Annotated in this window: 16 protein-coding genes and 1 pseudogene; 8 read left to right on the forward strand and 9 right to left on the reverse strand. The window is 39.3% G+C overall.

Annotated elements, in window-relative coordinates; genetic code table 11:
- The 5 genes and pseudogenes from D7V20_RS10345 to gabT form a co-directional block, all read right to left on the reverse strand.
- A pseudogene (locus tag D7V20_RS10345) lies at positions 1-236 on the reverse strand (biotin carboxylase); the annotation flags it as partial.
- 135 nt (positions 237-371) lie between these two features.
- Positions 372-3,176 carry an aminotransferase class I/II-fold pyridoxal phosphate-dependent enzyme gene (locus D7V20_RS10350; protein WP_120384214.1) on the reverse strand — a complete coding sequence of 935 codons (2,805 nt, stop codon included), beginning with the start codon at positions 3,174-3,176 and terminating at the stop codon, positions 372-374.
- A gap of 51 nt (positions 3,177-3,227) precedes the next feature.
- A complete protein-coding gene (locus tag D7V20_RS10355) occupies positions 3,228-4,097 on the reverse strand; it encodes a carbon-nitrogen hydrolase family protein (RefSeq protein ID WP_120384215.1) in 870 nt (289 codons plus the stop codon).
- Positions 4,098-4,631: 534 nt separating this feature from the next.
- Positions 4,632-6,080, reverse strand: a complete 1,449-nt coding sequence (locus D7V20_RS10360; RefSeq protein WP_120384216.1) for an NAD-dependent succinate-semialdehyde dehydrogenase — start codon at positions 6,078-6,080, stop codon at positions 4,632-4,634.
- Positions 6,077-7,369: a 4-aminobutyrate--2-oxoglutarate transaminase gene (gene gabT, locus D7V20_RS10365; RefSeq protein WP_120384217.1), complete on the reverse strand. Its 1,293-nt coding sequence runs from the start codon at positions 7,367-7,369 to the stop codon at positions 6,077-6,079. The genes D7V20_RS10360 and gabT overlap by 4 nt, the downstream gene beginning before the upstream one ends.
- A 151-nt stretch (positions 7,370-7,520) precedes the next feature.
- On the opposite strand from gabT, the gene pdxR reads away from it, so the two are divergent.
- Positions 7,521-9,014 carry a MocR-like pyridoxine biosynthesis transcription factor PdxR gene (gene pdxR, locus D7V20_RS10370; RefSeq protein ID WP_213072508.1) on the forward strand — a complete coding sequence of 498 codons (1,494 nt, stop codon included), beginning with the start codon at positions 7,521-7,523 and terminating at the stop codon, positions 9,012-9,014.
- A 64-nt stretch (positions 9,015-9,078) separates the two neighbouring features.
- Here pdxR and D7V20_RS10375 read toward each other — a convergent pair whose 3' ends face one another.
- The 3 genes from D7V20_RS10375 to D7V20_RS10385 all read right to left on the reverse strand — a co-directional run bounded on the left by D7V20_RS10375 (position 9,079) and on the right by D7V20_RS10385 (position 12,878).
- Positions 9,079-9,429 carry a winged helix-turn-helix domain-containing protein gene (locus D7V20_RS10375; protein WP_120384218.1) on the reverse strand — a complete coding sequence of 117 codons (351 nt, stop codon included), beginning with the start codon at positions 9,427-9,429 and terminating at the stop codon, positions 9,079-9,081.
- A 128-nt stretch (positions 9,430-9,557) separates the two neighbouring features.
- On the reverse strand, positions 9,558-10,307 hold the full coding sequence (gene fdhD, locus D7V20_RS10380) for a formate dehydrogenase accessory sulfurtransferase FdhD (protein ID WP_407923944.1): 750 nt from the start codon (positions 10,305-10,307) through the stop codon (positions 9,558-9,560).
- A gap of 159 nt (positions 10,308-10,466) precedes the next feature.
- Entirely contained in the window at positions 10,467-12,878 is a 2,412-nt protein-coding gene (locus D7V20_RS10385) for an FdhF/YdeP family oxidoreductase (protein WP_120384220.1), read from the reverse strand.
- A gap of 466 nt (positions 12,879-13,344) precedes the next feature.
- On the opposite strand from D7V20_RS10385, the gene moaA reads away from it, so the two are divergent.
- The 6 genes from moaA to D7V20_RS10415 all read left to right on the forward strand — a co-directional run bounded on the left by moaA (position 13,345) and on the right by D7V20_RS10415 (position 18,360).
- A complete protein-coding gene (gene moaA, locus D7V20_RS10390; protein WP_235831627.1) occupies positions 13,345-14,337 on the forward strand; it encodes a GTP 3',8-cyclase MoaA in 993 nt (330 codons plus the stop codon).
- A gap of 139 nt (positions 14,338-14,476) precedes the next feature.
- On the forward strand, positions 14,477-15,400 hold the full coding sequence (moaCB, locus tag D7V20_RS10395; RefSeq protein ID WP_120384222.1) for a bifunctional molybdenum cofactor biosynthesis protein MoaC/MoaB: 924 nt from the start codon (positions 14,477-14,479) through the stop codon (positions 15,398-15,400).
- A complete protein-coding gene (locus tag D7V20_RS10400; RefSeq protein WP_120384223.1) occupies positions 15,397-16,611 on the forward strand; it encodes a molybdopterin molybdotransferase MoeA in 1,215 nt (404 codons plus the stop codon). Before moaCB ends, D7V20_RS10400 begins: the two co-directional genes overlap by 4 nt.
- Before the next feature lie 152 nt (positions 16,612-16,763).
- Positions 16,764-17,360, forward strand: a complete 597-nt coding sequence (locus D7V20_RS10405; RefSeq protein WP_171407799.1) for an NTP transferase domain-containing protein — start codon at positions 16,764-16,766, stop codon at positions 17,358-17,360.
- Between the two features lie 246 nt (positions 17,361-17,606).
- On the forward strand, positions 17,607-17,858 hold the full coding sequence (locus D7V20_RS10410; protein ID WP_120384225.1) for a MoaD/ThiS family protein: 252 nt from the start codon (positions 17,607-17,609) through the stop codon (positions 17,856-17,858).
- 1 nt (position 17,859) lies between these two features.
- On the forward strand, positions 17,860-18,360 hold the full coding sequence (locus D7V20_RS10415; RefSeq protein WP_120384226.1) for a molybdenum cofactor biosynthesis protein MoaE: 501 nt from the start codon (positions 17,860-17,862) through the stop codon (positions 18,358-18,360).
- A 56-nt stretch (positions 18,361-18,416) separates the two neighbouring features.
- Here the strand turns inward: D7V20_RS10415 and D7V20_RS10420 are convergent, their stop codons facing one another.
- A complete protein-coding gene (locus tag D7V20_RS10420) occupies positions 18,417-19,493 on the reverse strand; it encodes an AraC family transcriptional regulator (RefSeq protein ID WP_120384266.1) in 1,077 nt (358 codons plus the stop codon).
- Between the two features lie 136 nt (positions 19,494-19,629).
- Here D7V20_RS10420 and D7V20_RS10425 point away from each other — a divergent pair, with 136 nt between their 5' ends.
- Positions 19,630-21,084 carry a coniferyl aldehyde dehydrogenase gene (locus D7V20_RS10425; protein WP_120384227.1) on the forward strand — a complete coding sequence of 485 codons (1,455 nt, stop codon included), beginning with the start codon at positions 19,630-19,632 and terminating at the stop codon, positions 21,082-21,084.
- Positions 21,085-21,103: the final 19 nt, after the last annotated feature.

A 21,103-nucleotide genomic window follows, 5' to 3' on the forward strand; every position in this document is an offset into this window, starting at 1 on the left:
TTGTTAATGTCTTCAATAGACTCAAATTCCGCATGTGGTGACTCTTGCGGGACAAATACATTTGGGTGACGTCCATCAAAGCAATCAATATAATTAATATATCGAAAGCGATTTACCCAACGATCCATACCTAACAAGTTAAAGTTTGTTGCACTAATAAAGTAAATTGGTCGTTCGTTACGATGAAACATCAATAACATATCTGAAATACTGGTCACTTTATTGCTATTATTCATACTTGTTTCCTTAATCAATTTTTGTCCATTCTGAGGATAAATACTGCTCAAAAACTGTCGCAACATCTTCATTATTAGCAATGAATATTGATTTCTCATGCGATCGTTCTTCCTTACATCACATATCTTGCAACGTTATCCAGCTTGTAAATTCTGTATGAGTAGACGTTGTTTAGTATTTAATCCCAAGGCCAGTTCAGCTTCTTCAAGTGCAGATTGTTTGAAAATTCGGAACCCAAGTTCAGGACGGAAACCATGAATTTCTCGGACATCTAGTGCGCTCATAAATTTTAATATTTCCATACTGATCACCTGACCTGGTACTAAAATTGGAAAGCCTTGTGGATAAGGAATTACAAATAATGCAGAAACCAACTCTCGCCCTGCTGCAATGGCTAATGCAGCTTCACTCATATCGATATATTCGCAACTTTCATCTTCATAAGATAAGAAGAATGCGCGTCGGACATTTCCATCACGGGTAAAGGTTTCAAATGAAGGGTTTTGGCTTTGTCCTCTAAAAGCGCGATGAAATGCAGAAAAATCAGGTAATGGCGGTTGCTCTTGAGTCAAAGAACGCACCTTTTTCTCATGGATTTTACGTTCAACAGAACTCATATCTGCTATACGCATTTCAACATTTCGAGCAATTTTAATCAGTACTTCAATGAGATATGCAATCGCTGAACGTGTTGTTCCAATATTGGTAATAAATAAAACGGTGTTTCGAGATGTCTTATTGATTTGAATACCGTATTTATCCATTAACTCTTTGTTCTTGAATGTATCTCCATCCATTCCTATGTGACCAATCATTAATGTGGCACGTGTAGGATCCATTACAAATTCATCAGTATTCCATGCTCGTTCTAAATTCGTCCAACCATTGCCTTCATCAAAATAGCTATTAATGCCAGATTCACGATATTCTGCTGGAATCAGATCGCCCACTCTTAAAAATTGGAAATGATTTTTGAGTAAAGGGTGGTTCATCACTTGTTCACGCAAACTCATTGCCAACTCAAGCTGACGTTGAACTAACTCATAACCTTCCAATTCAACCTGTCTACGCCCCACATCTAAAGTTGCCAAGATTTGATAATTCGCTGAAGTTGAAGTGTGAGTCATGTAAGCTTCAAGGAAAGCCTCTTCACTTTTTTCTTTAAAATCCTGATCCCAAATATGGATCATTGAACCTTGACGGAGTGCCGTGAGCGTTTTATGCGTTGAATGAGTCGCATAAACACGTACTCGAGCCAATGCTGGATTCGGCATTAATCGAGTTTTTAGTAATTGCTCTGTATCATCCCAATCAATTGTTGCACTCCATTCCGCATAGCTTTGCGCATAAGCTGGGTCTTTAAAACGCTCTGCAAGTCTTGCCGCATTGGCCATGGCAGTTCGTTGGCGATAAATTGGATGACATCCTGCAAAAGCAAACCATGCTTCATCCCATAAAAAGACTAGATCTGGCTTGATGGCTAAACATTCCATCATTACCCGTTCTACATCATAAACAACCCCATCAAATGTACAGTTTGTGAGCAATACCAATTTAACTCGGTTTAATGTTCCTGCACGTTTAAAGTTCAATAAGGTTTCTTTAATGTGGGCAATTGGTACTGCACCATACATTGAATATTCATTGAGTGGATAAGAATCAAGATAAGCAACCTGTGCTCCAGTCAATACCAAGCCATAATGATGTGATTTATGACAATTGCGATCGACCAGTACAATATCGCCTTCATGCACCAAAGACTGAACGACAATCTTATTACAAGTCGATGTCCCATTCGTTGCAAAATATGTTCTGCGAGCACCAAATGCACGAGCAGCATATTCCAAAGCCAATTTCAGTGGCCCAACAGGATCTAGCAATGAATCTAAACCGCCAGATGTGGCTGAAGTTTCTGCCATGAATAAATTCATGCCATAGAACTGTGCCAAATCACCAATCCAATTGCTATTTAGAATGGCTTTACCTCTTGCTAGTGGCAAAGCATGAAACGTCCCTGTAGGCTGTTTCGCATAGTCTCTCAAAGCATAGAAGAAAGGCGTTCGATGACGTTCGCCAACGCCGCGCATAATGGCACTATAAAGTTCAATATGATCTTCCTCTCCAAAGAAGATCCGTTTAAAGACCTCACCATCTACACATGCTGCAATATCTTCAACGCCAACATCTGTCACAAGATACAAATCAAGTTCAGGACGAATTTTCGAGATTTGTCGCCCAAGCAACGGCCCACGCTCTAACTCAGGCATTGCTTCAATATCTGTATCTATTCCATTTAAGAAACGTTCCAATAATTCAATATGGTTAACCGAACGAAATGGAAAGCCATGACGAATGACAACAGCTTGTAAATTAAAATTGACCAAGGTTGCAATTAACGCATCTTCAAAGCTTGGTACCACGACGATATCGAATATAAAACTATCATCGACACTGCGTTTGCTTTGTACGCGACGGCGTAAAGCTTCTTCTTCACCTGCTGACATTTCATCAACAATGAGTACTTCAAAATATGGACGAGCCAAGCGTGCTTGTTGCTCGCTGTCTGTTTCAATTTGAGAAGGAAGTTCACGATCACTATCTAAAACATTATGATCGTGTCGATAAGTACTGGCTGTTAATGCTCGGTGAATACGACGTGCGATTTGATAAGCTGAAGCAAATTCTTCTCGTTCAATATACTGACACAAATCAGCAAATACACGTTTCCCAGGAAAAGCCCAATAACTTTCTATTGGTGTTAAAAGGCCAATCGTTTGTTGAACACGTTTTACAATTGATGCCCGATCATGAGCGTTAAGCACTAAACTACTTAAATAGCGAATATCATCGACCAAGTTAATCCAACCATCTGAACGTATTTCCCATACACTGCGGTGATTGCCTAAAGAAGTATTATGTTTTTGTTCTTGATGATTCATATATTGGCATCCTATGTCCTTATTTCCATTGACCTGCTTGCTATCTGAAATTTAATTTTCAGGTTTAGCCAATGTTCCTAATGTATCTAGATAGGTAAAAGCAGGATTACCCTTTTCATATACTGTGAAATCGCAATCTCGATCTCTAAAACTCTTTAATGGCTGACCTAATGTCCGTAATCCACGTCGACGTTCTCTCCTTACGCGTTCAAAATCTACCTCGATTGGAATAATCTCTGGACCAGCTCCAGACTGATGCAAAACATAACCTGATGGATCAACAACGATGGACTGACCAACACCACCATCTCCCACACCATTGATATCGATGAAATAAACTTGATTTTGCACTGCCGATGCTCGAGCAATTGCCAATTCAACATCACGATCAATACTGTCTGTCATCGTTGGGTGTAAAATCACCTCAGCACCCATTGCCGCTAAAGTACGTGTTGTTTCTGGAAACCACATGTCATAGCAAATAGACACACCAAAACGTCCAACTTCAGGTACATCAAAAATACAGAATTCAGTTCCACCTTCTACGTTCTTTTCATACGGGCGAAATGGGAACAACTTGCGATAACGCGTTACAATTTCTCCATTCGGATCTATAACCGACAGTGTGTTATAAACAATCGAGCCCTTTTCCTCATCTTCAACACGTTCAAACAAAGAACCTGTGATTAGCCAAAGACCCGTTTCATTCGCAAGATCAGCGAGTTGAGCTTCAGTTTGACTTGGTAAAGCTTCAGCTGTACTGTGTTTTGGTCCTAAAGGTGCCAATTCAGAAAACATCACCATTTTGACCCATGGATAACGCATGCGGATGTAACGCATATAATTACCCATTTGCTCAACATTGCTTGAAAATGCAGAAATCTGCATCTGAACACCAGCTATACCAAAATTGCTTAACATGAAATCCTCTTGATATGTTTAGGAAACCAATCTATACAATTCAATTATTTAGATTAATTAAATATTTTTTATAAAAATAAGGCTCTCTGTTTTGCAATAAAATAAATAAATTATTTTAACCACTTAAACAAATTTTCTGGATTGTTAAAAACATCTTTTCAATAGCTGCTAGTCTAAAAAACTATCCTATTGTTTTTTAATATTATTTAACACATCCTTGGTCTTAATTTTATAAAGTTCTTAGTCTTAATGTGTGCTTTCATATCAAAGCAAACAAGAACCAATTAATGAGAATACGAAAGAGCCAATTCATGTGATTTAGGTTAATAAACTTTGCATTTAAAAAAGGCCAATATTTTATAAAGAAAAATTCTGAAAAGCGCTATAAATCACACTATATTCACAACTTATGATCCTGTTGTTATTTTTATTTAGTTTTAAATTTTGTGCAAGAAATTGATTTAAATATCGATTAAATTGAATAAAAAACTGACCATGAAAAACATGATCAGTTCAGTACAACATAGAGTTGAATTATTCAGATAAATCTAGGCAAAGGTATTTTATTTCAAGATATTCCTCGATCCCAAATTTTGATCCTTCACGACCTAAACCTGATTGCTTAATACCGCCAAATGGAGCAACCTCATTGGAAATAGCACCTGTATTGATACCCACCATGCCATACTCTAGCTGCTCTCCCACACGCCATTGACGAGCAGTACTGCTCGTAAATAAGTAAGCAGCTAAGCCAAATTCGGTATCATTTGCCATCGCAACCGCTTCTTGTTCCGTTTTAAAACAGAATAAAGCAGCAAGTGGCCCAAATGTTTCTTCTTTCGCAACCTTCATTTCCTGAGTCACACCACTCAATACAGTAGGTTCAAAGAAAGTTCCTCCCAAAGCTGAACGCTTACCACCTATACGAACTGCTGCACCTTTCAACACTGCATCATCAATATGTGATTGAACTTTTTCTACAGCATTTTGGTCAATTAAAGGCCCTTGCGTTGTGTCACCTTGGCGGCCATCACCGACTTTTAATTTCGCAACAGCAGTCACCAAACGCTCTGTCAACTCGTTATAAATGCCTTCCTGAACATAGATACGATTTGCACATACACAAGTTTGTCCGCTGTTACGGTATTTACTTGCCATAATACCTTGTACAGCTTGATCAAGGTTTGCATCATCAAAGATCAAAACAGGAGCATTGCCTCCCAATTCTAATGAGAGTTTTTTAATATTTGAGGCAGATTGTCGCATTAAAATACGACCAATTTCCGTTGAACCTGTAAAGCTCAATTTGCGAACAATATCATTACTACAGAAAATTTCACCAATTTCAGCCGCTTGACCACTGATCGTGATCAAAACATCTTCTGGCAAACCAGCCTGTAAAGCTAAAACCTCAAGTGCATAAGCAGTCAAAGGCGTTTGTGCAGCAGGTTTCACTAACATTGAGCAACCCACCGCAAGTGCAGGTGCAGCTTTACGTGTAATCATTGCTGCAGGAAAATTCCATGGTGTAATTGCAGCTGTAACACCTATAGGTTGCTTCAGAACTAAAAGTCTTTGCTGAGCCTGTGTTTGAGTCAAAATATCGCCATCAACACGACGTGCCTGTTCTGCAAACCAACGAATAAATGAAGCAGCATAAGCAATTTCACCACGTGCCTCTGCCAGTGGTTTGCCCTGTTCTGCTGTGAGAATTTTCGCTAAATTATCTTGATGTTCAAGAATTAGCTTATACCATCCCCACAATACATCAGCACGAACTAAAGCAGTCTGCTTTTTCCAAAGCTGTTGCGCTTTTTCAGAACGACCTATTGCTGCATTGATTGCAAGCGCATCGTGTTTTTTTACCCATGCCAATGTTTCGTCAGTAGCCGCATCATTAACCTGAACATACTCTTTCGAAACAGGTGCTTCAAAAGTAATATCAGGATGTTTCAACAAATACTGTAGATCACCTTGCATCATGCAGATTTCTCCATTGCAGTTGAACGACTAGCATTAAGCGCGGCAAAAGCATCCATTAAAATACTCAAGCCCTGATCGAATTGCTCAGTCGGAATGGTTAATGGATATAAGAAACGTATCACATTCGCATTTTTACCACAGGTCAACAGCAATAAACCTTTTTCCATTGCGTAGTTTTGTACAGCTTTAGCTTGTTCGGATGTTTGTACTTCAACAGCAATCATTGATCCAAGCGCTCTGATTGCAGTAACGATGTTACTACTCTCTTTTTGAATCGAATTGAGTGTTGAAACTAATTTTTGACCAAGCTGATTAGCACGTTCGCATAGACCTTCTTCTTCAATCACATCCATCACTGCATGTGCTGCAGCAATAGAAACAGGACTACCCGCATAAGTTCCACCCAAGCCTCCTGGGTTTGGAGCATCCATCACTTCTGCACGACCAACCACACCTGAAATAGGAAAACCGCCCCCCATACTTTTTGCCATTGTCATTAAATCAACTTTGGTTTCAAAATGATTCATGGCAAAAAATTTACCTGTTCGAGCAAAACCAGACTGAACTTCATCTGCGATCAATAAAATACCGTGTTCATCACATAAAGCTCTTAAGCGCTTTAAGAACTCAGCAGGTACGATATGGAAACCACCTTCCCCTTGAACAGGTTCAAGTACAATCGCGGCAACATCATGTGGTGCAATATCTTCATGTAAAATATTTTCAACACTTTCAATTGCATCATCCACGCTAATCCCTTGCGCAATCACAGGGTAACGAGCATGAAAAACACCACCTGGCATCAATCCAAAATCACGTTTATACGGTGCAACTTTACCTGTCATTGCCATCGTCATAAATGAACGACCATGAAAACCATTACCAAAAGTAATGATGCCCTGACGGCCTGTATACGAGCGTGCAATTTTCACTGCATTTTCTACAGCTTCAGCTCCCGTTGAAAAAAAAGCAGATTTTGTGGGTTGGGTAATTGGGGCTTTTTCATTAATTCGTTCAGCTAAAGCCACATAACTTTCGTATGGGGTAATTTGATATGCCGTATGTGTAAATTTACTTAATTGTTCAGTAACAGCGGCTATGACTTTAGGATGGCGATGTCCTGTATTTAATACGGCAATCCCTCCAGAAAAGTCGATATACTGTTTACCTTGCATATCCCAAATCGTGGCATTCTCCGCTTTCTCCGCATACCACTGACACATCACGCCTACACCACGTGGAGTTGCTTGCTGTTTACGCGCATTCAGTGCAGAATGTTTATCATTCATTAGATTCTCTCAATATTTATAAGCATCAATTACAATTAGGGACTCGATATCCATAATTTAATTTTTGGATCAGTAATCACAGGATTCTCATAATTTGGCCTGTCTGATAACAACTGACGAGAGCCATTTACAACCTGCAGGAGAGAGCCAATTGCGTAGTTTACTTGGAGATTATGTCCTACAGCGCCTACAGCAGGAAACTGAGGGAAAATTGCATCAACGACTTTTTCATTGTTTACGCAGTGCAATTATTGAAGGGGTGATTCAACCCAAAGTACGCTTACCTGCGTCTCGGGATTTAGCTCAAGAAATACATGTTTCACGCAATACAGTGTTAACCACCTATGAGCAATTGCAAGCTGAAGGTTATTTAGAAGCACGCACTGGACATGGCACATGGGTATCTGAACAACTACCAGAAGCATTTTTAAATACACATATTCATTTAGATAATGCTTCAGGAGATAAAATACAAAATTCCTATACATTATCTAAACGTGGTTCTAATTTAATCGAATATGCGGCTGCATCACCACATCAGTGGGGAGCTTTTGTTCCTGGTGCACCTGATGTAACAGAGTTTCCACATCATATTTTCAGTAGAATTCAGTCTAGATTAAGCCGTGAACCAGATATCGACTGCCTGATTTATAGCAATGCAGGTGGCTGTATCGAACTACGCCAAGCGTTGGCGGATTATTTGCGTATTGCACGTTCAGTTCAATGTGATGCAGACCAAATTATTATTACCGAAGGTGTTCACCAAGCCATCGATTTAGTATCTCGAGCACTCAGCGATATTGGAGACCCAGTATGGATTGAAGATCCTGCTTATTGGGGGATGCGGAATACTTTAAGAATGAATGGATTAGACCTTCACCCAATGCCTGTGGATGCTAATGGTATTATTCCTAATACACGCTTTGATCAGGCGCCAAAACTAATTTTTGTGACTCCTTCCCACCAATATCCACTAGGATCACATTTAAGCCTAGAACGAAGAAAACAATTAATACACATTGCTCAAAAGAATAATAGTTGGATTGTAGAAGATGATTACGACAGTGAATTTCGTTTTTCAGGATCACCTTACCCATCACTACAAGGCTTGGAACAAAACGCACCTGTTTTGTATATGGGAACTTTTAGCAAAACCATCTACCCATCTTTACGAATAGGCTATTTAGTTGTTCCTAAACCATTATTTCCACTGTTACGCATCGCCGCAGCAGAATTATATAGAGGTGGACATTTACTGGAACAAAAAGCACTCGCTGAGTTTATCAGCGAAGGTCATTATGAAGCACATATCAGACGTATGCGTTTACTTTACGGTAAACGAAGAGATTTTTTAATTGACCTCATTACACGATATCTTGGCAGTGCATTTATTCATGAATATGATCAAGCAGCAGGCTTACATCTCATTCTAAAACTTCCTGAATTTTGTAATGATATAACCATTGCAACCATGGCTTTAGAACGTGGCATAAAAGTCAGACCGCTTTCCCAATATTACATGCAACCAACCATGCAAAGAGGATTACTCTTAGGTTTTGCATGTGTGAATGAAAAAGATATGTTGATGGCTTTTGGTGTCTTACTACAATGTTTAAGAGAAGCTGGAATATCGACATTGTCTTGATTAATGGATCGTCTTGATTAAATAGCCGTAAAGTATAAATATCATTCGTGAATCAAATGCAGGACTATTTCTTTAGAAAACTCGATATGTCTTGAAAATCATGTTCTATTGCATGTCGTGCATTTTGTTCCATCTGTCTAAACTGATTAAGTATTTTTTCTCCCAAATCTGTGACTTTTGCGCCGCCGCCATGCGTGCCACCTTTTTGGGTTTCAACCAATGCCGACTGAAAACTATGATTCATGGTTTCAACCAACTGCCATGCACGTCGATAACTCATATTCATGTTTTTTGCAGCTTGAGAAATTGAACCTGAACGCCGAATTTCCTCTAAAAGTTCAGCCTTCCCTGGTCCAAATGCGATGTCTTCGTTAAACAACACTCTTAACTGTAATTTTAATTTGGCATCATGCATATATTTACTCTAATAACGACATTCTCGAATAAAGCTCACTGAAAACTGCTTACATTTATTGGTTTCTAGCTAGCAAGTTCCTAAACCCGCTATTAAATGATTCAATCAATAAAATTAAGAAAATAAATCTATGTATATAAAACAAAACCATCACCACGGCAAAAACTCGCCAATGTTAAACCAGATTGCTTTGCCATATTGATCGCCATACTGGTTGGCGCTGAAATACATGCCAATAAGCCAATATTCAGTTGTGCGCATTTCCGAATCAACTCATAACTTGCACGACTGGTCATGACCACAAAACCCAGACTGACATCATACTGATTTTCAGAAATAAAACCCAAGAGTTTGTCTAAAGCATTGTGTCTACCGACATCTTCAAATAAGGCAATAATTTCGCCACCTTCTACCCACGCAGCAGCATGTGCTCCACCTGTGACTTGAGTGATTTTCTGCCGAATATTCAATTGAGAAATTGCTTTGGGAATTTGAGTCAACCATATCTCAGAGAGTTGTGTGGTGATTTGAGGCAAATCCAAATGAAGTTGCTGTAGGCTTTCAATTCCACATACACCACAACCTGTACGTCCGATCATCATTCGACGATGTTGTTTCAGTGCCATGAAAGCTCGGGCTGAAATGGTCATTTCAACTTGAATACCCAATTCTGTTTCTTGTATTTCAAGAGAATAAAGTTCTTTCAAATTACTCAAAATACCTTCAGACAGGCTAAAACCTTTGGCAAAAACTGCAATATCTGCTGGGGTTGCCATCATCACAGCATGTGAAATTCCATTATAAACCAGTGCAATAGGATATTCTTGTACCACAAAATCTGACTGTTCAACAGTTGTATTCTGATTTAAACGCTGGATATCAACGCTTTCATATCCCTGAGAATTCAACCTCTACTCCCTCATATTCACTTTCGCTATAATCCCTATAAACATCTGAAAAGCATCATTTGTTTAGAATGGCACTCTATAATCAAGTACCATTCTATAAAGCAATACAATGTTTACAACCTGTACACTTTATCCTGCTCTATTCACAATTTGATTAGCATCTTCAGGATCTACGGCTTCTGCCAAATTGAAATGTTCAGGTGCTTGCCCTGCATGCAAAATCACAGGTACACTTTTCGATGCAGGAATTTTTGCATATTTATCATGGCTACTGAGTGCTACCAACGGATTAGTTTCAGGATAATACGCAGCTAAACTCCCTCTAGGAATGTTATACGGCACAATACGGAAACTGTGAACGATACGTTTCACCCCATCAGAATAAATACTTTCGATATCTACCCATTGATCTGCAACAAAACCAGCCGCAGCAATATCTTCAGCATTCATAAACAAGACACGGCGCTGACCGAAGACCCCTCTATAACGATCATCTAATCCATACAAAGTCGTGTTGTACTGGTCATGTGAGCGTGTCGTCATCAAGGTATAGACTTTTGCACCAGTGTATTGTTCAGCATATTTATTTTCTTTATCCGTATAGACTTCCGCCAATGGGGTAATTAAAAATTGTGCCTTACCCACTGGGGTATTCCACACATGTTGATTGGCAGGATGTTCTAAGTGGAAACCGCCTGGCTGATAAACACGTGCATTAAAATCATGGAACTCATCAAAAACTTGTTCAATCGAATCACGAATGCGGTCATAACTCTCCACATACCATTTCCATTTAATATCACTGTTGGGCAAGACTGCTGTAGCCATACGTGCCACAATATCAGGCTCTGATAATAAATCATTGGAAATTGGTTCATTACGTCCAGCAGAAAGATGCACATTACTCATTGAATCTTCAACACTAACAGCCTGTACACCATGTAGCTGCTTATCAATTTCGGTACGACCTAAGCACGGTAAAATGAGTGCTTCTTTACCACAGACCAAATGACTACGATTCAGTTTCGTTGCAATGTGTACTGTTAAATTACAACGACGTAATCCTTCTTGTGTGTATGGTGTATCAGGGGTTGCAACGGCAAAATTACCACCTAAACCGATAAAAACTTTTACATTCCCCTCATACATCGCTTTGATGGTATCGACCACCCCAAAACCATGATGACGTGGTGATTTGATTCCAAAGACACGATCAATATTGTCAAGTAATTTAGCACTTGGTAATTCATTAATTCCCATAGTCCGATCACCTTGTACATTACTATGTCCACGAATCGGTGCTAAACCTGCCCCAGGTCGACCTATATGTCCTCTTGCTAACATTAAGTTTGCGAGCATATGTACATTTGCAGTACCATGACGATGCTGTGTAATCCCCATGCCCCAACAGAAAATTGCAGTTTTGGCATCTAGATACAGCTTAGCTAAAGATTCTAAATGCTCAGGTGAAAGACCTGTATGTGCATGAATATCAGGCCATGCAGTACGGTCAATCTCTTCGATCATGGCATCAAAACCAACAGTGTTCATTTCAATAAATGAACGGTCAAAGACACTTTTCTTGCCCGCAGCAAGTGCTTGTATATCCCATTCACGTAGATGTTTTAACATCCCGAACATGAGCGCATAGTCACCGCCTACTTTCGGCTGGAAATAATAACGACTTATTGGTGTACTGCCATTGGTCATCATTTCAACAGGTGCCTGAGGATCTTGGAAGCGTTCTAATCCACGTTCTTTTAATGGGTTAATCGCAACAATATTGCCACCACAACGAGAAACTTCACGTAAAGTTCCCAACATGCGTGGATGATTGGTTCCTGGATTATGCCCAAAACTGAAAATCGCATCAGCGATATCAAAATCGTCTAAGGTCACCGTCCCCTTACCGAGACCAATCGAGTCGAGTAAACCGACACTGGTGGTTTCATGGCACATATTTGAACAATCAGGGAAGTTATTGGTTCCATATTCACGAACAAAGAGTTGGTAAAGGAAAGCAGCTTCATTACTGGTACGACCAGAGGTATAAAATGCGGCTTGATTTGGATCATCCAAAGCTTGCAAATGTTTAGCAATCAGCTTAAAAGCATCATCCCATGAAATTGGCGTATATTTATCCGATACAGGGTCATAGCGCATTGGGTCAGTCAAACGACCTGAATCCTCGAGGAAGAAATCGCTTTGTTCAGACAACCAACTGACCGTATGTGTGGCAAAAAATTCTGGGGTTACTCGTTTTGAGGTTGCCTCGAATGCAACAGCTTTGGCACCGTTTTCACAAAAGTTAAAGGCATGTGCATCTTTTTTTTCAGGCCATGCACAGCCGGGACAATCAAACCCAGTCGGTTGGTTAATATTGAGGAGTGTAATCGCCCCTTTTTTAAATACTTCTTGTCGTTTTAAATTTCTTGCAACACTTAATAAAGCGCCCCAACCACCAGCAGGATGCGTATAAGGTTCTATTCGTGCATAACTTGGCTGATCATCGTTATGCTTTTGATCCTCAACATTTTCCATATTCCAGCCCTCTGCGTCCGTTTTTCCATAAAAAGATGCTTATTACTTTACTTAATATAACTTACTTCATTGTTCAAAATAGGTTGCAATAACAATTAAAAAACATATGTATAAATCACATAATTAAACCATCATTTAAATTATTCAACGTTGTTTTATTGCAACTTTTTAAAAAAATATCAGTTTTATTTTTTTAATATCCTCTCTTTTTTACGAGATTTCAATCGTCAATTTATAATGAGTTATAATGAGAATTGTATCTTAAAATAGCCATTTAGACTGGCTTTTGAATTTGCATAACAACATAAAAAACAAGAATCCAAGGGTACACAAAAACTAAATTGTTGAAGTTGATATTTAAAATAAAACGACTCATACTGCTTTATAAATGATCTTATCCTGTGATTAAACAAGGTTAATTACGACTATGGACGGCTCGACTAAAACATTAGCAACACCCGTAAAAATGCCGCTAGTCACCAATGCATCAACGCAGTTGGTCGATCAATTTGGTCGCCATAAACATAAACTCAGAATATCTCTCACGGATCGTTGTAATTTTCGTTGCAGTTATTGCATGCCAGATAAACCAGAGTGGCTCGCTAAAAAAGATATTTTAAGCTTTGAAGAATTATTAAAATTTTGTGAAATTATGGTGCATTTGGGCATCCAACATATTCGTTTGACAGGCGGTGAACCGTTGATGCGTCAAGGTGTTGTGAACTTTATTCATGATTTGAATCGATTCAAAGCACATGGCTTACAACGTATTTCCATGACAAGCAATGCCTTCTATTTAAAAAAGTATGCGCACGCTTTGCAACAAGCGGGTTTAGATGACCTCAATATTAGTTTAGATAGTATTCATCCTGATACATTTAAAAGTATGACCAAACGCCCACTCGAACCTGTACTACAAGGGATTGCTGAGGCACTGCATGTCGGCATTCCGATTAAATTAAACTGTGTTTTAGTTGCAGGCAAAAATGATCATGAAATTGTTGAACTCACTCAATGGGCATATGAGCAAAATATAGAATTACGCTTTATTGAATATATGCCGTTAGACCAACCTCTGCACTGGCAGCCTGAAAAAGTAATTATTGAAGATCAAATTATTCAAAAACTTACAGCACATTTTCAGATAAAAAAACAACAAAGACAGCATGATCCTGCAACAATTTACCGTCTCAACAATGATTACAAATTAGGCATCATTTCGACCATCAGTAAACCTTTTTGCCAAACTTGCGATCGTTTGCGCTTAACAGCAACAGGTGAATTATTCACTTGTTTATTTGCAAATGCTGGTACACCGTTACGTGATTTACTTCAGAAAAATGATTTATCTTCACTAACAACGACGATTATGGATGCTGTGTGGCATAAAAAAGCTGGATTCATTGCACATCAACAAGCGCCGATACGTAAAATTAGTATGCATGCCATTGGGGGATGATTTTAAATATTGTCGGGCACTTCAGCTGTCACTAGATTTATTTTTGTGTTATCTAAATAAGTAATAATTTTTTCTCCTGATCAAACAGTCTGACTTAGGCAATACTGAAGATCTGTATTTTAATTTTTCGGAAAATTCTATGAAAAATGTTGGCATGAAGCCAGAAAGCTATCGAGTTGCAACCGCAACTTCTGAACTGCTTGCACCAGCGCATTGTTTACAACTTCTTGCAGATGGCAATACTGAAAAAGGTGACGCCCTGAAAACAGCACGAATTGCTGGAATCATGGCTGCAAAACGTACCGATGAACTGATCCCCCTGTGCCATCCTTTACCGATTTACCGTGCCGATGTTGATTTTGAATTACTCGCTGACCGAGTCATTATTCAAGCGACTGTTGAAACCATTGCACCAACAGGTGTGGAAATGGAAGCATTAACTGCGGCTAGTCTTGCTGCACTCACGATTTATGACATGCTTAAACCGCATTGCGAACCGCATGAATTGATTATTCAACAATGTAAATTAGACCTGAAAAAAGGCGGAAAATCGCATTATAAACGCCATTTACGCCAACCCGTTTCAGCAGCAGTATTGGTACTCTCTGACACTGTTGCAGCAGGTCGAAAACCAGATACAGCAGGCCGTTCAGTCGTAGATACTTTGACCGAAGCAGGTTTTGACCCGATTCATTATCAAATTTTGCCTGACGAAGCAGATCAATTAAAAGAATTGGTTTTAAAATTAACACAATCCTATGCTTGCGTGATTACGGTGGGTGGAACAGGTATTGGTAAACGAGATATTACTGTCGATACTTTACAGCCTTTACTTGAACGTGAGTTAAATGGCTTGATGGAAGCAGCACGTGCATTTGGACAAAAGCGCACACCATATGCAGCGATGTCTCGTGGTGTTGCAGGCTTTATCGATCGTTCATTGGTGATTACTCTACCGGGCAGTCGTGGTGGTGCAAGTGAATCGATGGCAGCTATTTTACCTGCTTTAGTGCATATCTTTGATGTATGCCGAGATCTGCCACATCCCGGAGGTTATGAATGAGTTGTTCAGGTATCGGCTTAATTACACTTAATCAAGCTTTAGCACATTACAGTTCAGTCAAAACACTCAAACCTATGACTGTACCGTTAATTCAAGCACATCAGCATGTTCTAGCCGCAGATGTACAATCAGCGGTTTCACTCCCATTGTTTACTCAAAGCGCAGTAGATGGATATGCACTCAGAAGTGAAGATTTACTCGCTGGGATTACTAAGTTTGAACTGGTTGGAGAAATTCGTGCAGGCATAGCTGAGCATGTAGAAATTCAAACAGGTCAAATGGTTCGTATTTTTACAGGTGGAAAACTTCCAGATTCAGCAGATACTGTTGCACGACAAGAGATTATTACACGTACTGAAAATTTAGCCATTTTAAATCAGCCTTTAGAAAAAGGGACGGACATTCGTTATCAAGGCGAAGAGCTCACAGTCGGTACAATCCTTGCAAATCAAGGTCAGCGTTTAAGCAGTGGTTTAATCGCAGCGTTGAGTATGGCAGGCGTGCAGGAAGTACAAGTTTATCAACAACCTAAAATTGCGGTTCTGATCACAGGGGATGAAGTTAGCACCCAATTGGATAATGAATCTAAAGTTTTTGATGCAAATGCACCGATGATTTTAACGTGGCTCAAAGAACAAGGCTTGAATGATATTCATTTAGAGCATGTGATTGATGATGAAAATATTCTCACTCAAGCATTATCCAATGCCATGAATCACTATGATCTCGTCATTACCACAGGTGGTGTTTCTGTCGGGGATTATGATCTGATTCGCCCTGTATCTATGGCTTTAGGCGCGAAAGAAATCTTTTGGCAAGTTGCACAAAAACCGGGTAAACCGCTCTATTTTGCTGAATATCAAAAAGAACATCACCATGCCTATTTACTGGGCTTACCGGGTAATCCTGCCGCAGTTCTTACCTGTCTTGCGGTGCATGTTTCGACATTATTGGCGACATTGCAAGGTAGCCACTCACCGATGCCTGCATGGAAAAAAGCTCGCCTCACAGACAGTGTAAAACAAGACAGTCGTGAACAACTATTACGTATGGTTGTGAATGTGAATGATTATGGCCAATTGACTGTTTCAAAACTGGGTAAACAACAGTCACATATGCTCAGCAATTTAAACCAAGCCAATGTGATTGTTCGAATCCCTGCTCGATCAGATACGCCATTATTGGACTATGTCGATTTTATTGCACTATAAGCGTCGATGAATAAGTACAGATCAATTGCTTCAAATGAAACCTTCTGCATTGCATTATTTGCGGTCATTATGAATGTTTTGCTTTATTTTAAAGCAAATGCAGAGGTTTGAAAATTTAGCCTAGAGGGTCATCATACAAATATAAGGTCAATATGATGCAAAACTATCCCACAACAGCACTGGTCATTTTAGCAGGTGGGCAGGCTACACGAATGAATGGTCAAAATAAGCTCTTACAAAGCTTTGACAATGAAGTTCAGCTGTTAAAAATATATCAGGCTTTTCTAGGGCAAGTTGATGAAATATGGATCAATAGTCATCGAGACTATGAACGTTATCTAGAATTGATCTCGGACATTGGCTATTTCAAAGATGAGACAGAGGGTTTTTTAGGACCATTAATCGGCATGAAAAGTGCTTGGTCTTATGTCCAATCTGATTATGTTTTATTTATCCCATGCGATATTACCGAAATTCCACAAGATATATTGCTGTATCTGCATCAAGCTTTAGAACAAAATCCGCTATCTTCCGTGGCTTATGTTTCTATCAACGGGCAAGCACTCTACCCTTTCTGCTTACTCAAACGTAGCAGTGTTGACACGCTCACTCAGCATCTACAACATCAACAATTGAGTTTAAGGCGATGTTTTGCAGAACTTGCGCCACAAGTTGTTAATATTCAGAATCAGAATCTGAAATACCACAGCCTAAACTCTTTTGAGGAATTACAACACTATCAGAAATAATCCATTGAACATTAAACAGATAGAAGATCACTGCTTAAAAAATTCAATTGGGTCACAGGGCTATGTAAAAAATGGATGATCAAGTTATTTTACCAAACAAGATAAATAACAAGGTCACTTTCAGACATGTGCTTTTCAATTTTTGATGATTAAATTGGATCGTGCTAAAGTGCATGAATACCTATTTAATATCAATAAATGACTTATCCTTTTAAAGTTTAAAACAGTTCCAATATAGAGGCAGATATGCAGGAAATTAATATAAAAGTTGAATCTTATGGTGCAATTGAAAAACACCTACCTGCTGACCTGAGCTTAAGTTGTGCACCCAATAGTTTGGTTGTTGATGTATTAGCGCAAATTAAGCAACAATATCCTTCAGTTTCTGAGATGATAGAACGCTGTGCCTGTGCAATCGGTGAAGATATTATTTCCCGCCAAAGTATCTTAGAAAAAGACAGTACCTTAGTTTTACTCTCACCTGTTGCAGGAGGTTAATATGTTACAGTTTGCTCGCATCCAAGATACTGCACTCAATTTAGATCGTTTTGACACCATTCAAGCATTTCCAGAATGTGGTGGAACAGGTATTTTTATTGGCACTGTACGAAATCACCATGAAGGACGTTCAGTTCAGGCACTTAAATATACAGCCTATGCACCCGTTGCAGAAAAGATGATTCGAGCGATTGAACAAGAAATACAAGAAAAATATAACATTCACTATGTCCGTGTTATTCATCGTATTGGAACATTAGATATTGGCGATAAAGCCATTATTGCGATTGCCTACGCTCCCCATCGTAGGGAAGCATTTCAAGCTTGTGAAGAAGCTGTTGAACGAGTGAAACATGAAGTTCCTGTATGGAAAGAAGAGTTTTATAGCGATGGAAGCAGCCAATATGTTGCAGGCTGTTGTATTCGCCAAGACTATGATCACAACCATGATGAAAAGCATCACCATCATTCAGATGAAACTCATATTCATAGACATACATAAATAATCTATGTTGAATCAAATATAGCGTTAATCTGAGTGGTATTTAAAAGACAGTTTTAGATAAGACTAGGATTAAAAGCATGATCCAATTGTATTCGATATTCATTTGGAGACATTCCTGTCCAATGTCGATAGGCTTTTCTAAAATTTGATGTATCCGAAAAACCAAGTCGTGCTGCAATTTCATCAATCGTTAAAGTTGTTCCTTGCAAATATTCATCTGCAAGCCGTCTTCTGGTGGTGTCTATAATGTCTTGATAACTGATATTGTGATCTGCCAAACGGCGATACAATGTTCTTTTGGAAAGATGTAAACGTTCAGCCATTTCTTGAGCTGTCGGAAAATTATCTACTTGATCCATAAGAATAAGACGTATTGTTCTAATCAATTCAGGCGTTTCATCATCTTCAATTCCAAGCATTCGCTCACAAAAAGATTTACACATATCAGCAGTCATTGGATTAGCATTTGGACAAGCAACCTCAAGCCATTTCAAATCAAAATGCCATTGCAACACACCTGTATCAAATTCGATTGGACAATGGAAAACCTTTTGATATTCATCGGCATGTTCAGGGGCAGGATACGGAAGTAAAAGTTTTTTAGCTTGAAATGGACCTTCCAATACACTCTCAATCAAAGTTTGCATTGAACTGAACCAAAATTCACAAATCAAGGGTAATAATTTTCCTAACGCAATGACTTCTTTTCCTTCAAAAATTGCCGCATCTGGCTCAATTCGAAAAGACTTCTGTAGGACGGGACCAGCCAATTTGATATGGCGAATACCTAATTCCACTGCTTGTTTAAAGTTTTTGGACGAATAAAGTGCATAGCCATAAATCCCGAAATCTGAAAGCCGTTGCTTTTGCCCCGCTTTGATTCCAGTTAAAGGATCTTTTGATAAGCGAAGAATATTCTGGAATAACTGTAATTTTTGGTGTTGTGCAATCTGAGATGTTGCATTGTTTAAAACGGTATAAGTGATTCCAGTTCCTTGAAGTAGTTCCTGTAAAGAGTGTCCCTGTCGGAGCATTTCATCGATGAGACTGGTTAAACCTTGTATTACCGTACCTTGACCTAATGCTGAAGTATCATAACATGCTTCAATAAAACGATGCTGTTGAGTCATTTTATTTATACCACCCATCGAATAAGCCATTGAATGGCACTAAATTACCTTTCATTGTCTCAATTTAACATCGACTCTTGGTCCTATCAAGCATAAAGTTTAACCAAGAATCAGTATGAATGGAGTTACAGTAGAAATGTCTATTTTGCAGGAAACAGATCATACAGCACATGAACACATGCAATCGGTTTTTGACAGACAAAGTGCTGCGTTTAAAACTGCGCCCTATCCCGATTCAGATTCACGACGTACGGATTTAATTAAACTCAAAAAACAAATTATTCGTTATCAAGATGTGATTGCAACAGCAATCAATACCGACTTCAGTTCAAGATCTGTAGATGAGTCAAAATTGCTAGACTTGCTCGGCTCTGTTCTTGAAGCTGAACATGCCATTCGTCATTTACGTCGTTGGATGCGGCCAAGTAAACGCAGCACAGAGTTACTTTTTCTGTCCAATCGCTTGAGTGTTCAATACCAACCCAAAGGTGTAGTTGGCGTGATTGTACCGTGGAATTTTCCTGTTTATTTGGCACTTGGCCCATTGGTTGCTGCCATTGCAGCAGGGAACAGAGTTATGATCAAACTTTCTGAGCTAACTCCTGCAACCAATGCAGTGATGCGACGCATGCTTGCGGAAATTTTCACAGAAGATCAAGTTGCTGTTTTTGGCGAGGAAATTACCAATCCTGCTGCATTCACCGCTTTGCCTTTTCATCATATTGTTTTTACAGGCTCTCCTGCGATCGGTCGTGTGGTGATGCGTGCAGCTTCAGAAAACCTAACGCCTGTAACACTTGAACTGGGCGGAAAATCTCCTGCTCTTGTTAGTCGTCACTACCCACTGGCAGATGCAGCGAAGCGTATTTTGCATGGTAAAGCAACAAACAGTGGGCAAATTTGTGTTGCACCTGACTACGCACTGATTCCTAAAGAAAATGTTGAGCAGTTTGCCGAAGAATGTAAATCCAGTTTTACCGCGATGTATGGCAATAACATCCGTGATAATGACAACTACACTTCAATCGTCAATGAACGTCATTTAAAACGTATTCAAGAAATTCTAGCGGATGCACAACAAAAAGGTGCGCAAGTCATTGCATGTGGTGAATACAATCCTGAACAAGATGCACGGCGTATGCCTGTACATATTGTGCTGAATTGCACAGCTGACATGCGCATTATGCAAGAAGAACTGTTTGGTCCTGTACTTCCAATTGTGGCATACGACACGCTGCAAGATGCGATTCAGTATATTAATGCAGGTGAACGACCATTGGCTTTATATTGCTTCACGCATGATTCACAAGAACGTGATCATATTTTAAAACAAACACATTCAGGCGGTGTCACTGTCAATGACTGGGGCTGGCATGTAGTCAATCACGATGCACCTTTCGGCGGAATCGGAAATTCTGGAATGGGAACTTATCATGGCGAAGAAGGTTTTAGAGAACTTTCACATGCAAAAACAGTGTTTATGCGTCACCGTTTCTTTCCCACCCAATTGTTCTATCCACCTTATGGCACTTGGTTACAAAAACTTGCGATACACTTTTTCTTAAAGAAAGCTGATCCAAACCTTAAATAAAGCTGAATGGATCAAAACA

The sequence above is a fragment of the Acinetobacter rongchengensis genome, assembly GCF_003611475.1.
GTDB lineage: Bacteria > Pseudomonadota > Gammaproteobacteria > Pseudomonadales > Moraxellaceae > Acinetobacter > Acinetobacter rongchengensis.